Raw genomic sequence first — 14,395 nt, 5'->3', positions numbered from 1 at the left:
AAATAAAAAACCTTTCAGAATAATCTGAAAGGTTTAGTGAATTAATATTCAACTTTTTCTGTATGTCCAAAAGAAACTGTATTGTCTGTTACATAAACTTCTTTTAAAGTTACCTTTATTCCAACAAAATCTGTAGGTTCTCCAGGTAAGTTTTTCAAATATGGGAATTTTTGTAATATCATACCAAAAACTTTCATAACTCCTTCTGGATCTTCAATTACCTCTGCTTTCCCAGTACCTTTAATATATACTAGTTTTAATAAATCTTCAAATGATGGGCAATCATGATCTATAACAACTGATACATTTGGATTGTTTTTTATTTCATTTACTTTATTTGTCATTTTATGAGTAATGAAATATAATTCGTTTTCATTTTCTCCCATTACATAATCAACACCCCTAGCTTTTGGAAAACCATTTAAATCTACTGTTGCAATGTGCATTAAATTATGTGATTCTACTACCTTTCTCACTTTTTCTTTTAACATTATTTTCCCTCCTTTATTAAATAATTAAATATATTTTCTACAAAATTAATTAAAGCTGAAGAATTCTTTTCCACTTTAGCTCTAAGTATTGCTCCTTCAAAAGAATAAACAATAAAAGATGCTAATGATTTAGAATTTTCATATCCTTCATTATCTAATACAATGGATATTTCATTTTCAAAATAAGTTATCCATTCTAATAACTTTTCTCTTGCTTTTTCGCTTAAATCTGATATTTCTAAAATTAAATTTCCTATAGGACATCCACCATAATAATTTAATTCTTTATATCTTTCAAAATAAAAATTAAATAATTCTTTTAATCCTTCTATATTTGGGCTTTTTCTAATAGACATATTTATAATATTTTTTAAATCTTCAAAATGTAGATTAATAACTTCTAATAAAAGTTCTTCTTTACTAGAAAAATAATTATAGAAAGAACCTTTTGGGATATTTAATTCATTTAATATCATTTGTATCCCAACATTGTTATAACCTTTTAAATGAAATAATTTTGCAGCAGTTTTAATAATTAGTTCTTTTCTTGAAATATTATTATTTTTATTCATTTAATCCCTCCAAATAGACCGGTCGTCTTATTATATCATAATAAAACTTATATGTCAACAAAAATCCTCCTCAAATGAGGAGAATCTAGTATATTCCATTTATATATTCAAATAATCTATCTAAACCTTTTTCTAATATTTCAATTGAATTTGCGTAGGATATTCTTATAAATCCTTTTGCCCCAAAACCACTACCTGGAATCACAGCTAATTTTTTAGTTTTTAATAATTGATTGGCAAAATTCAAATCATTATTATCGTATTTTGAAATATTAATAAATAAATAAAAAGCACCATATGGATATACATATTCCAAATCAGATTCTTTCATTTTTTCAATAACGTATTTTCTTCTTTCATTAAATTTATTTATATAATAATCTATATTTACATCAAAAGCTGCAAGTGCACCATATTGAGCGGGAGTATTAATATTAGAAGATATATGGCTTTGTATCTTTTTTATTTCTTTCGATATTATTAAAGGAGCAACAGAATAACCAACTCTCCATCCTGTCATTGACCATGTTTTTGAAAAAGCATTAATTATTATCGTTTTTTCTCTTAAACTCTCTATTTCTGCTGGAGAAAAAAATTTTCCTTCAAATACGAGTTTTTCATAAACTTCATCGCTTATCAAATATATATTTCTATCTTTTATTAATTCAGCTATTTCTAAAAAAGTTTCTTTAGGATAAACTGCACCTGTTGGATTATTCGGAGAATTTATTATAATAGCTTTTGTTTTTTCACTTAAATATGGTTCTATATCGGAAGCTTTTGGAATAAAATTATTTTTAAATTTTAATGGAACATGTACAGGAATTCCTCTTGCCAATTTAATTTGTGCTTCATAACTTACCCATGATGGATCTAATACAATTACTTCATCACCTGGATTCAATATAGCTAATAATGTATTATATAATGCCTGTTTTCCACCATTTGAAACTACAATATTTTCTGCATTATAATCTGTGTTTCTTGAAGCATTTATGAATTCAGCAATTTTTTCTCTTAATTCTAAAATACCTGCAGAATTAGTATATTTTGTTTTTCCTTCAACCATTGCTTTATAGGCACTCTCAATAATTTCTTTTGGTGTAATAAAATCAGGCTCGCCAGCTGTTAATTTTACAACATCATGCCCCGCTTTTTCCATTTCAATTGCTTTAGCATTTAGTTCCAATGTAATAGATGGTTGAATACTTTTTACAATTTTAGAAATCAAAATAATCCCTCCATTTATAATTTATCATTCTTATTTTACTCCGTTATGAAAAATTTTTCAATATCGAAATTACCTCATTTTTGTTAAAAATTAAACAATATAGTATTTTATACCTATAAATTAAAAAAAAATAAATGAGCAATTGCTTGCTCATTTATTCATAATATTCTATTTCTAATCCAAGTTTTTCTAATTTTTCAAACAACTTTTCATAACCTCTGAATATATGATCTACATTATTTATTATTGTTTCTCCATCTGCAATTAAAGAAGCTATTAATAATGCCGCTGATGCTCTCAAATCTGTTGCTTCTAAAGGCGCACCGGATAATTTAGTAACTCCTGTAATAATAGCTGTATTTCCTTCAACAAATATTTTAGCTCCCATACGATTGAGTTCATCAACATGATTAAAACGAGTTTTAAAAACATTTTCTGTAATTGATGATCTCCCAGGAATCAGACTCAATAAAACCATTAATTGGGGTTGTAAATCAGTTGGAAAACCTGGAAATGTAGCCGTTTCAATATCTACAGGAGATAATTCTAACTTTGAAATCCCTTCTATTGTTAAAATATTATTTTTCATAGTATAATTTATACCAATTTTTTCAAATATATCCAATAACGAGAATATATGTTCTTCAATAACATTATTTAAAGTCACTTTTTCCCCCATTATCGCTCCTAATATTGCATAGGTACCAGCTTCTATTCTATCTGGAATAATAGTATACTCAGTACCGTATAATTCCTTTACTCCACATATTTTTATGTTAGAAGTTCCATGTCCTTCAATTTTAGCTCCCATTGATATTAAAAAGTTACATAAATCCACAATCTCTGGTTCTTGAGCACAATTTGTCAGTATTGTTTCGGTTCCATCTAATAACACTGCAGTAGTTATAAGATGTTCAGTTGCTCCAACACTTGGAAAAGGTAAAGAAATATGCACTTTTTCTGGTGCTCCTATAAATTTCGAATGTGTAAACCCATGTTCTATTTGAGATTCAATACCCAATTTTTTTAATCCTTCAAGATGAAAATTAACAGGTCTAACTCCTATTGAGCATCCTCCCGGTAATGCAACTTTTGCATAACCATTTCTTATTGTCAATGGTCCTAAAACATTAAATGATGCCCTCATACGTCTTACAGGACCATATGGCAAAACCGAATTCATATTTGAATATCTTTCAATGATTAAAGAAGATTCATCCCAGGTTATTTTTTTTCCAGCATTTTCTAAAATCTCTATCATTGTATTTACATCAGCTAAATTTGGTATATTATGAAGTATTATTTTTTCATCCGTCAATAATGTAGCTGCTAAAATAGGTAAAGCAGAGTTCTTTGACCCTGATATTGTTATTTCGCCATTAGCCCTCTGAGGTCCAAAAACTTTAATTTTCCCCATAGTCTCTATCTCCAATCTGTGTTCCATTTTTTATCCTCCAATCTAGATCTAATCAAAAAATTTCAATATCTCCTCCGTTGATGTTAAATCCTTTGGTAAATAGAAAGAATAAAATTCCAATGTTTCAGGTGATTTGGTAAAATTCTTTAATTGATATTTTAATCTATCTGAAATTTTAAATAATACTTCTTCATCTATGTCTGGGATTATAATGGTAAATGTAATTTTTGAGTATCTCATTACAAGGTCCAATGGAAGTCTTACATTACTCCTTAAAATTTTTCCTATTTCCATTTCTGGGCCTTTATGATATTCCCCATTGTAATTAAGGTCTTTTAATTCTGGTATCTTTATTATTAATAACCCATAGTTATTTCCACTTTCAAATGCTTTCTCCAGTAATAAAAAGAATACTTTATCGAAAAATTCTCTTGAGTAAACTCTACTTGCTGGATCTATAAATTTTCTCTCAATAAATCCTTCTACAAAATCACTATATGCATTTACTTCTTCCTTTGTGAAGTTATTATATTCATCCATTAATCTGTTTGTTTCATTTATAATTTCTTTCATATTTTTTATTTCTTCTTTAAGCTCTTTTATTGTTTCCTTCAATTTATTATTCTCTTCTTCCAACATATTTACCTTATTTTCATATTCCATATTCATTATATTTATCCCCCTTTACCAATCCCAATTTTTCTTCGCTGAATATATTGTGATTTTTTTGTTTAAAAAATCATCTATCTTATTTTTAACATCTTTCGAAAAATAAATTATACTTTTTTCTTTACTATTTTTCGGTAATTCTCTATAATAAATTTTATAGTCATTTCCCATCCATCCAGTAATAATAATAGAATTTTCAAATATCTGAGATACTATTGCTTTTATATTTTCTTCCTGTGGAATTTCCCAACCCAATTTAGGTAAATATGAACTATTTAAATATATTTTTTTATTTATTTTATCATAAAACATATAATTTTGATTATCGAAATCTGAAAGGTAATTTATTTTACCGCCTTTTTGATCTAAAGAATTTTTTATATCTTTATTAAAATCTTTTTCTAAATACACAATAGGAAAAATGCCCGAAGATTCAAATCCTCTAATCATAGTGTATAATATTTGAGACACAATATATGGAGAACTCGCAATATAATCCAAAAAATTCTCAGAGTCTTCTTTCAATGTTTTTAAATTACCAAAAATTATAAAATCATATCCTTTGCTTAAAAGATAACTCCCTAATTCTTTGCTAAATTTATAAATCAAGTCATATGAATTTAACGTTCCTAAAACAAAATAATCCAGTTCTTTGTTTATTTCTTTCAAATTTAGCCAATAACCATTTAATATCTCTTTATTAGGGCTATCATTTAGAGATGTATTAATATATCCAATGAAATTTTCTTCTTTAAATACCGGTATCTTTTCAGAGTATATCAATATTGAAAAGCTAATAATGAGAAATATCAGATAATATTTTTTCAATGACAATAGCAACACCTTCTTCATCATTTGATGGAGCTATATTTTTTGCTGCACATTTTACTTTCTCCGAAGCATTATTCATTGCATATGAGTTTTTCGATAAGACTAACATAGAAATATCGTTCTCGCTATCTCCAAAAATATAAGCATTTTCTAAATCCAAATCATACAATTGAGCTATTCTTTTTAAAGCATTTCCTTTTGAAGTATCTTTGTTTAAAAAATCTAAATATATATTAAAAGATCTCACAATATTCAATTTATGATCATATTTAGAAATCATTTTTTCCTGAAATACATCTAATTTTTCTTTTGTTGCTATAGTAAGCACTTTTGTTGGGCCATTTTTACTTTTTAATATATACTCATCCAAATTATTTATTATTTTATAATTTACACCTGAATGTTTTGAATATTGTTTTATTTCTGCATTATCTTTATCACTTATTAATTCATCATTTAAATATATCTGAACATGTATGTTTTCGTTTTTAGCTTCTTGAATAATCTCTATTGCATCTTTTTTTTCAATATCCGATTCGAAAACAACATCTCCTGTATGAGAAACAACGTAGGCACCATTATATGAAATGATAGGAATATCTTTTAAAAATGGAAAATATTTTTCGATTACCAGTTTAGTTGATTTATACATTCTACCACTTGCAATTATAATAAAATAACCATTTTCAAAAAGTGTCTTAATAGCATTAATAGTTCTTGGTGATATCTCCTCTTTTGAAGTTAATAAAGTGCCATCTAAATCAAAAACAAAAATATTTTTCTTCATTTTTCACCCTCCAAAAAGATTATAACATAAAATTAAAAATTTGAAAATAAAAAAATTGAATAATATAGCTTTTTTATATCTTTTTATTAATTTTCTACAACTAATCATACTTAATGATGATAAATATGATTAGCATAATAAAAAACAGCCTTGGGTTCCAAGGCTGTTTTTATGGTGGAGTCGATGGGACTTGAACCCACGACCTCTACCGTGCCATGGTAGCGCGCTCCCAGCTGCGCCACGACCCCACATCGCCAATATTATATAATAAAATTTGTTAAAAGTCAATATATCATTGTTTAATAAAGTATTTTATAAATAAATTAATTGAATAGTATATCCAAAAAGATTTATTTGATTTCCAGATAATCTATTACTTTATTTACTGGTTTAACATTATGAATATTATAACTTGCAGATTCACCCACGCCTTTTACTATAATTTTTATTTTATCCTTTGACAATTCCAAAACTACATATTCTAAAACACCATAAACTACTTTTTTAGTATTAGGAACATATGCTTTTTTTGTAGCTTTGTCAAAAGGAGCTCCACCTGCACCTGTTGTGATATAAACAATTTCATTTTTTTCAAATCGCTCATATCCATGCACATGACCGTTAAATACTAATTTAACATTATATTTTTCAAAAATAGGCCTCCAATTTTTCTCTAGTTCAAAATTTTGTTTTCGCCAGACATATGGGGAATTGTTCCAAAAGGGGTAATGATAGAAAACTATATTATATTTTTCTTTATTCCTCTTTAAATCTTCTATAAGCCACTGAGTTTCTTTATTAAATAATTTAGAATTTAAAGGAATTATTGAATCCAGAACAATAAAATGATAAGTTCCATATGAAAAACTATACCATTGTTTATTGTAATCTCCTCCACCTTCTGGTAGATCAAAAGCTTCATAATAAATTTTAGAATTTTTTTCATGATTTCCTAAAACAGGATAATAAAAACAGTTTAACCCTTTTATTACGTTAAAAAAATTATTCCAATATTTAATTTCATTTCCGTTTTCTACCAGGTCACCAACATTAAAAACAAATTCAGGATTTTCATCTATTATTTTTTCTATAATCATTCTATGTAATTTGTCATAATATCTTGTATCACCATATACCACAATTTTGAATTTAGCTGTATTGTTATTTTTTGTATGAAAAAATCCTTTGTAATAATCATCATTAGTAATAACTTCATAATTATATTTTGTATTTGGTTTTAAATTTTTAATCTTTAAGTGAACCAACCCTTTTTTCAAACTTCTGAATTCATTAATTAAAACATTTTCTTCATATAAATTGACTTGAATATTTTCATCTAATGTTTTAAAATTAATAGTGACATATGTTTCTCCTTGATTTGTTAAATATGGAGGCCAGATAAATTTTGCTAATAATAAAGTTGAAAAAATAATAATTCCTAAAATTAATAAAGAAAACTTTCTCATCTATTTCACCACCTAAGGAGGATATTATGAAAAAATTATATGTATTTATTTTTCTTTTTTTTATTTTGTGGATTTTTCCTATTGGAAATTTAATATCTCAGTTCTTTGACCTTAATTCTTTTCTTAATGTATTAACAAAAATCAGAACTATAAGAATACTTAAATTCACATTATTACAATCATCTCTATCTGTTTTATTTTCTTTTTTAATTGGTGTTTTTCCTGCTTTTTATGTTTCCAATAACAATAATCCTTTTAGTAAATTGTTAGAAAATTCATTTTTCATTCCGTTTTTTTTCCCACCAATTCCTACTATTATAGCTTTTTCATTATTATATGGCTCGAATGGAATAATCAACAAATTATTTCACATTAATATATTATATACCTTAATAGCTATAATTTTAGCTCACTCTTTTTATAACTCTCCAATATTTGTAAAATATATATCAGATTCTTTAAAAGCTATTCCGAAAAACTATATTGAAAATGCTATTATAGATGGTTCAAGCAAATGGAATATCTTTAAAAATATAACTTTCCCTCTTATTTTACCATCTATTTTAAAAGCATCTTTTTTAGTATTCACATATTCTTTTGTTAGTTTTGCCATTGTATTATCTTTAGGCGGAATAAAATATTCAACTTTTGAAGTAGCTATTTTTACTACTTTACGAAGTTCTTTGGATTTTTCAAAAGCCTTAACATATGCAATAATCCAATTTTTTGTATTATTAATATTAAATTATATCATATCAATACCAAAAATTTATGAGTTAAATATTGAAGAAAATTATACATACAAAAACAATATTTTTATAGTAATATTATCCTTTTTTTATTTATTATACGAATACTCTATTGTTATAACTGGAACATTGGCCGGTTTTTTTGATTTTATAAATGTCAGATTTACATTAAAGGGATTTATAAATCTTTTTTCAAAAAATATAAACCTATATTATCCTGTAATAAAATCATTTTATAATACTTTTTTGATATCATTTATTGTAAGCATTATATCTATAATATTTACATATATTATTTTAAGAAATATAAAAAATCATGGTCAAATGATATTTTCAAATATTTTTATATTATCATCCTTAGGAATATCATCAGCATTTTTAGCAATGAGCCTTTTAAGCTTAAATATTAATTTCTCAATTCCTTATCCAATACTTTTAGGAATAGGATATACAATTATTAGTATTCCATTAGCTTATACATTTATGCAACAAAGAATTTTATCATTTGATTATTCATTAGTTGAAGCATCAAAAATAGACGGTGCAAATACATTAAAAACGTTTTTCTTTATAGAATTACCTATATTAAAAAACACATTATTATCTGTTTTTCTTCAAATATTCGCTGTTGTTTTTGGTGAATTCACAATATCATATACAATGCAGTCAATAGATTACTTCCCACTAATTTCAAATGTAAATTATTCTCTTTCAAATGCTCGATATTATTTAGAAAGCCAAGCACTGGCATCTATAACCATAATTATAATTTTTATAATCTTTAATATTTCTGTATTTTTAAACAAAGAAAAACATTAATTTTTTGAAGAAAAAATGAAAATATGATATAATACCAAAAAAAGAATAAGGAGTGTTTATATGGATATATTATCTTTTAAAGATAAGGTTCTCGAAAAATTAAGTGATGTAGAAAAAAAACTTGCTGACACTAATGTGACTTCTGATCTTGAACAACTTCAACATCTCGGAAAAGAACATAATAGACTTTCTTCTTTAAAAGAACTTTTTGAAAAATTAGAAGAGGCTATTGAAGATAAAGAAACATTAGAAGAATTAAAACATGCTGATGAAATAGATGATGATGAATATAATGCTATGCTAGAAGAGGCTGAAAAAAATATTAAAAAATATAATTTAAATATATTGAGTTTATTAATTCCAGGAAATGAAATCAACGAAAGAAATATAATTATGGAAATAAGAGCAGGGACTGGTGGCGAAGAAGCTGCATTATTTGCTTCCGATTTAATGAGAATGTATTTAAGATATGCGGAAAATAACGGATGGAAACATGAAATCATGGAATTAAGTGATACTGGAATTGGCGGAACAAAAAATGCTGTGATTAAAATAAAAGGAAAAGGTGTTTTTGGAAGATTAAAATATGAAAGTGGTGTTCATAGAGTACAAAGAGTACCTGTAACAGAATCAGGAGGAAGAATACACACTTCTACTGCCACTGTCGCTGTATTACCAGAAGCTACAGATGTTGATGTAAAAATTGATTCAAAAGATTTAAGAATTGACACATATAGAGCAGGTGGAGCTGGAGGACAGCATGTTAACAAAACTGAGTCTGCCGTTAGAATTGTGCACATACCAAGTGGTATAGTTGTAACATGCCAAAATGAAAGATCTCAACATCAAAACAAAGAAGCTGCAATGTCTATATTAAGGGCTAAATTATATGAAGAGGCTTTAAGAAAACAACAAGAAGAATTAACTTCTAAAAGAAGATCTCAAATAGGTACCGGTGAAAGAAGTGAAAAAATCAGAACATATAATTTCCCACAAAACCGTGTTACTGATCACAGAATAAGTTTTACTTCTTATAGGTTAAATTTTATCTTAGATGGCGTTCTTGATGAAATAATAGATAAACTTATCGAATGGGATCTGGGAGAAAAGTTAGAAAATCTCGAAATTTAATAAAAGGGGGAAATCTTATGAAAATTTATCTGGATATTTTTTATAAGCTTTCGTGGATATTAACGGCAATGACAGGGTTTGCTTCCGTTTCAGCTACTCAAAAAGTTAATGTGTTTTTCCTTTTTTTCTTTACATTAACGACATTAACACAATTAATTGGCACCTATATGCTTTCAAAAGAAAAAGATGGATTAAAAATTTTTGTACACTATTTTAGTATTGTTATTGTAGCAATGGCTTTTTTAATCTCAATTTCTTTAATAAAAATGAATATCATTGCATATATTTTATACTTCATCATTTATAATTTAATGTTATCATTCGTTTTAAATAATTATTTTATATATTTTGAAGATAAAAATCATCTTTCAAAACTTATTAAAAATTTAAATTTAAATTATTTTGATTATTTTGATACTCAAATACATATAAAACTATTCAATAATAAAAAAGGTATAATACCCGAAGGAGTTTCAGCTGTTGGACCTTATTCACCAGCTCTTCAAAAAGAAAATGAATTATATGTTTCAGGGCAAATTCCAATAAACTTTGAAACTGGAGAAATTCCCGAATCATTCGTTGAACAGTCAAAACAGGCTATGGAAAATTTAAAAAATGTGTTAAATGCCGCTGGATTTTCCTTTAAAGATATAGTACAGGTAAGTGTATATATAACAGATATGTCTAAATTTGGTGAATTTAACGCCATATATGAAACATATTTTAAAAAACCATATCCTGCAAGATTTGTTGTAGAAGTTTCAAAACTTCCAAAAAATGTTGACGTAGAAATAGCATGTATTGCAAAGAAATAATATTAAAGGGGTGATATATATATGGATATGATTAAAATTATTCTTCCTGATGGTTCTGAAAAGGAATATAAAAAAGGAATTTCAGCTGGAGAAATTGCACGGGAAATTTCAGAAGGTTTATACAGAAAAGCTTTAGGTGCTTTGGTTAATGGAGAATTATATGATCTTACAAGACCAATTGAAAAGGATTCTACAGTGAAAATCATTACTGATAAAGATCCTGAAGCACCTGTAATATTTAGACATACCATTGCACATATTATGGCTCAAGCTGTTGTAAGATTATATGGCAAAGACGTAAAATTAGCTATTGGTCCAGTTATAGAAAATGGTTTTTATTATGATTTTGATTTAGAAGAAAAAATATCAGAAGACGATCTACCTAAAATAGAAGCAGAAATGAAAAAAATAATAAAAGAAAACTTACCTATTGAAAGATTTGTAATCTCTAAAGAAGAAGCAAAAGAATTGTTTAAAGATCAACCATATAAATTAGAACTTTTAGAGGATATTGAAGATGATACAGTAACCTATTATAAGCAAGGAGAATTTTTTGATTTATGTAGAGGACCTCATTTACCTTCTACAGGGAAAATTAAACACATTAAATTATTATCTGTTTCTGGTGCTTACTGGAGAGGTAATGAAAAAAATAAAATGTTACAAAGAATATATGGAACAGCATTTGCTAAAAAAGATCAATTAGACGAATATTTAAAAATGTTAGAAGAAGCAAAGAAAAGAGATCATAGAAAAATAGGACCTAAATTAGATTTATTTATGTTTGAAAACGAATTAGCACCTGCAATGCCATTTTTCTTACCAAGAGGTGCAAAGGTTATAAATGAATTATTAGAATTCTCAAGAGAATTACATAAAAAATATGGTTATGAAGAAGTTATCACACCATTAATTATGAATATTCAATTATGGCATCAATCTGGACATTGGGATCACTACAAAGAAAATATGTATTTCACAGAAAAAGATGATATACAATATGCTGTAAAACCCATGAATTGTCCAGGACATATATTGATTTATAAATCAAAAGTTTACAGTTATAGAGATTTACCTATAAGATTATCAGAATTTGGTAAAGTTCATAGATATGAAAGAAGTGGCGTTGTTCATGGGTTATTTAGAGTAAGATCATTCACTCAGGATGATGCCCATATTTATTGTACAAAAGACCAAATAGAAGATGAAATAATTAAAGTTATGGACTTTACAAATGAATTATATAGTGCATTTGGTTTTGAATATGAAGCAGATTTAAGTACAATGCCTGAAGACCATATGGGTGATGAAAAAACTTGGGAAGTTGCTACAGAAGCTTTAAGAAAAGCTTTAGAAAGATCTGGAATTAGTTATAAGATAAATGAAGGTGATGGAGCATTTTATGGCCCTAAGATTGACTTCCATATAAAAGATTCTATTGGAAGGAAATGGCAATGTGCCACTATACAATTAGATTTCCAAATGCCAGAAAGATTTGATATACATTATGTAGATAATAATAATGAATTGCAAAGACCTGTTATGATTCATAGAGCAATATATGGTTCCATAGAAAGATTCTTTGGTATATTAATTGAAAATTTTGCTGGTGCATTCCCAACTTGGTTATCTCCAGAACAAGTAGCTGTTATACCTGTTTCTGATAAATATGTTGATGCAGCAAAAGAATTATATGAAAAATTAGATGCTGAAGGTTTAAGAGTTAAATTAGATTCTTCTAATGCTACAGTAGGTTATAAAATCAGAAATGCTCAAATGTTAAAAATACCATATATGATTGTTATTGGTGAAAAAGAACTTGAAACTAAAAAATATAATGTAAGAACAAGAGAAGGAAACACCGTTGAAGATTTAGAACTTGAAGACTTCATTAAAACAGTAAAAGAAGAAATTAAAAATAGAAGTTTGAAGTTAAGCTATTAATTAATAAGCAGCGATTAAAAATCGCTGCTTACTTTTTTATTCATTTTCAAGGGAAGGATTGAAATCAATATTATCTAATTTTTTTGAAAAAATCAATACATCTAATAATATCAATATTGCTAATATTATAAATAGAATATGCACTTCATATCTATCAACTAAAAGCCCCATTAATGCCATACCAATAGGTGTTGCTGCTTGAAATAATACTCCTATCACTGAGAATATTTTTGATCTTTTCTCATTTGGAATAATCCTTTGAAAAAATACCGATATTGGAGTATTTACAAATGCATTCGTTAATCCCATAATTATTATTATTGTACCGACAATTAAAAATATTTTCCATATAGTAAAATTATTTCTAATTTGAGGTATTAAAAATAATGACAATAATAAATTCATACCTACCATTCCATATATTCCATTTTTCATCAATTTTTTATTTTCACTATTTGAAAAGAACAACCCTAAAAGTATATTTCCTATCATTATTCCTAAAGTCCACATTGTTTCTAATAATCCATATTGTTGAGGAGAAAAACCAATTACTTCTCTGAAAGTATAAGGAAATAATACTACAAACATTGGATTAAATAAGAAATTTAAAAATATAGCCATTATCATTAAATTTCTTAAAACATCATTTTTAAAAATAAATTTAATAGAATCTTTAATATCATCAAATATTATTTTTGCATTTATTTTTGATTCTAACTTACTTGTTTTATTATATTTAATAAACATTTCACTAAAGCCTGATAAAATAAAAGAAATTCCATTTAATAAAAATACCCATTTCATACCTAATAAACCATATATTACTCCACCTAAAACTGGTCCTACTATCATAGCTGCACTACTAGCACTTTCTGTTGTTGATACTGCTTTCATTAAATCTTTTTCTGGAACAAGATCTGGTATCATTGCGCTAGTAGCTGCGCCAAATAAACTATCAAATAATGATATAATTACTTGCATACCAAATAAAATACTTAAAGTTATATTATCTGTAAACGTTAAATATGCCAAAAATAAAATTAATACTCCCCTTGTATAATCCATTATAACCATAATATTTCTTCTGTTAAATCTATCACCTAAAACGCCTGCAAAAGGAGCCATTAAAAGTGCAGGAATCATACTTATCATAGCAAATAATCCCATTTTTGTTCCAGAACCTGTTAAATCCAATATAAACAATGGCATTGCTACCATTTGAATACCACTACCTAATAACGACACTATTCTACCAATAACAAAAAGTATAAAGTTCTTTTTTTGAAATTTGTTCATCTTTTCACTTCCTTAGAATTGATATCTTTTCATTTCAATTAATATCTCTTTTAATTCATCGATTTGATCAAATCCTTCATAGTAAGATTTAATTTTTCTTTTTCTAATATTTTTTCTTTCATTACTTTTCATATCCTCACCCCCTATTTTTATTATACTTAAAAATTTTAAAATAAT

The 14,395-nt window shown here is 26.5% G+C and carries 13 protein-coding genes and 1 tRNA gene; 4 read left to right on the top strand and 10 right to left on the bottom strand.

Going from position 1 to position 14,395, the window contains the following annotated elements; all coding sequences use genetic code 11:
• Positions 1 to 41: 41 nt before the first annotated feature.
• The 9 genes from JRV97_RS09540 to JRV97_RS09500 form a co-directional block, all read right to left on the bottom strand.
• Positions 42 to 491, bottom strand: a complete 450-nt coding sequence (locus JRV97_RS09540; protein WP_280998371.1) for a pyridoxamine 5'-phosphate oxidase family protein — start codon at positions 489 to 491, stop codon at positions 42 to 44.
• Positions 491 to 1,063, bottom strand: a complete 573-nt coding sequence (locus JRV97_RS09535) for a TetR/AcrR family transcriptional regulator (RefSeq protein ID WP_280998369.1) — start codon at positions 1,061 to 1,063, stop codon at positions 491 to 493. Before JRV97_RS09535 ends, JRV97_RS09540 begins: the two co-directional genes overlap by 1 nt.
• A gap of 85 nt (positions 1,064 to 1,148) precedes the next feature.
• Positions 1,149 to 2,294, bottom strand: coding sequence for an aspartate aminotransferase (gene aspC / locus JRV97_RS09530; RefSeq protein WP_280998367.1), 1,146 nt, complete (start codon positions 2,292 to 2,294; stop codon positions 1,149 to 1,151).
• 154 nt (positions 2,295 to 2,448) lie between these two features.
• Positions 2,449 to 3,711: a UDP-N-acetylglucosamine 1-carboxyvinyltransferase gene (murA, locus tag JRV97_RS09525; RefSeq protein WP_407081589.1), complete on the bottom strand. Its 1,263-nt coding sequence runs from the start codon at positions 3,709 to 3,711 to the stop codon at positions 2,449 to 2,451.
• Between the two features lie 48 nt (positions 3,712 to 3,759).
• A complete protein-coding gene (locus tag JRV97_RS09520; RefSeq protein WP_280998363.1) occupies positions 3,760 to 4,380 on the bottom strand; it encodes a diguanylate cyclase domain-containing protein in 621 nt (206 codons plus the stop codon).
• 15 nt (positions 4,381 to 4,395) lie between these two features.
• Positions 4,396 to 5,214, bottom strand: coding sequence for a hypothetical protein (locus JRV97_RS09515; protein ID WP_280998361.1), 819 nt, complete (start codon positions 5,212 to 5,214; stop codon positions 4,396 to 4,398).
• On the bottom strand, positions 5,174 to 5,998 hold the full coding sequence (locus JRV97_RS09510) for an HAD family hydrolase (RefSeq protein WP_280998359.1): 825 nt from the start codon (positions 5,996 to 5,998) through the stop codon (positions 5,174 to 5,176). Before JRV97_RS09510 ends, JRV97_RS09515 begins: the two co-directional genes overlap by 41 nt.
• A gap of 172 nt (positions 5,999 to 6,170) precedes the next feature.
• A tRNA-Ala gene (locus JRV97_RS09505) sits at positions 6,171 to 6,246 on the bottom strand.
• A gap of 102 nt (positions 6,247 to 6,348) precedes the next feature.
• Positions 6,349 to 7,464, bottom strand: coding sequence for a metallophosphoesterase family protein (locus tag JRV97_RS09500; protein WP_280998357.1), 1,116 nt, complete (start codon positions 7,462 to 7,464; stop codon positions 6,349 to 6,351).
• Positions 7,465 to 7,490: 26 nt separating this feature from the next.
• Here JRV97_RS09500 and JRV97_RS09495 point away from each other — a divergent pair, with 26 nt between their 5' ends.
• Genes JRV97_RS09495 through thrS form a run of 4 tightly spaced genes read left to right on the top strand, consistent with a single transcriptional unit; the run spans position 7,491 to position 12,922 of the window.
• A complete protein-coding gene (locus JRV97_RS09495) occupies positions 7,491 to 9,032 on the top strand; it encodes an ABC transporter permease (RefSeq protein WP_280998356.1) in 1,542 nt (513 codons plus the stop codon).
• Positions 9,033 to 9,092: 60 nt separating this feature from the next.
• A complete protein-coding gene (gene prfA / locus JRV97_RS09490) occupies positions 9,093 to 10,163 on the top strand; it encodes a peptide chain release factor 1 (RefSeq protein WP_280998354.1) in 1,071 nt (356 codons plus the stop codon).
• 17 nt (positions 10,164 to 10,180) lie between these two features.
• Positions 10,181 to 10,978 carry a RidA family protein gene (locus tag JRV97_RS09485; protein WP_280998352.1) on the top strand — a complete coding sequence of 266 codons (798 nt, stop codon included), beginning with the start codon at positions 10,181 to 10,183 and terminating at the stop codon, positions 10,976 to 10,978.
• Positions 10,979 to 11,005: 27 nt separating this feature from the next.
• Positions 11,006 to 12,922 carry a threonine--tRNA ligase gene (thrS, locus tag JRV97_RS09480; RefSeq protein WP_407081588.1) on the top strand — a complete coding sequence of 639 codons (1,917 nt, stop codon included), beginning with the start codon at positions 11,006 to 11,008 and terminating at the stop codon, positions 12,920 to 12,922.
• A 36-nt stretch (positions 12,923 to 12,958) separates the two neighbouring features.
• On the opposite strand, the gene JRV97_RS09475 is transcribed toward thrS, so the two are convergent.
• Positions 12,959 to 14,218, bottom strand: coding sequence for an MFS transporter (locus tag JRV97_RS09475; RefSeq protein ID WP_280998348.1), 1,260 nt, complete (start codon positions 14,216 to 14,218; stop codon positions 12,959 to 12,961).
• Between the last annotated feature and the right edge of the window lie 177 nt (positions 14,219 to 14,395).

The organism is Marinitoga aeolica (assembly GCF_029910535.1).
GTDB classification, from domain to species: domain Bacteria; phylum Thermotogota; class Thermotogae; order Petrotogales; family Petrotogaceae; genus Marinitoga; species Marinitoga aeolica.
The sequence above is the reverse complement of the archived record's forward strand: the minus strand, read 5'-3'. Positions and strand labels throughout refer to the sequence as shown.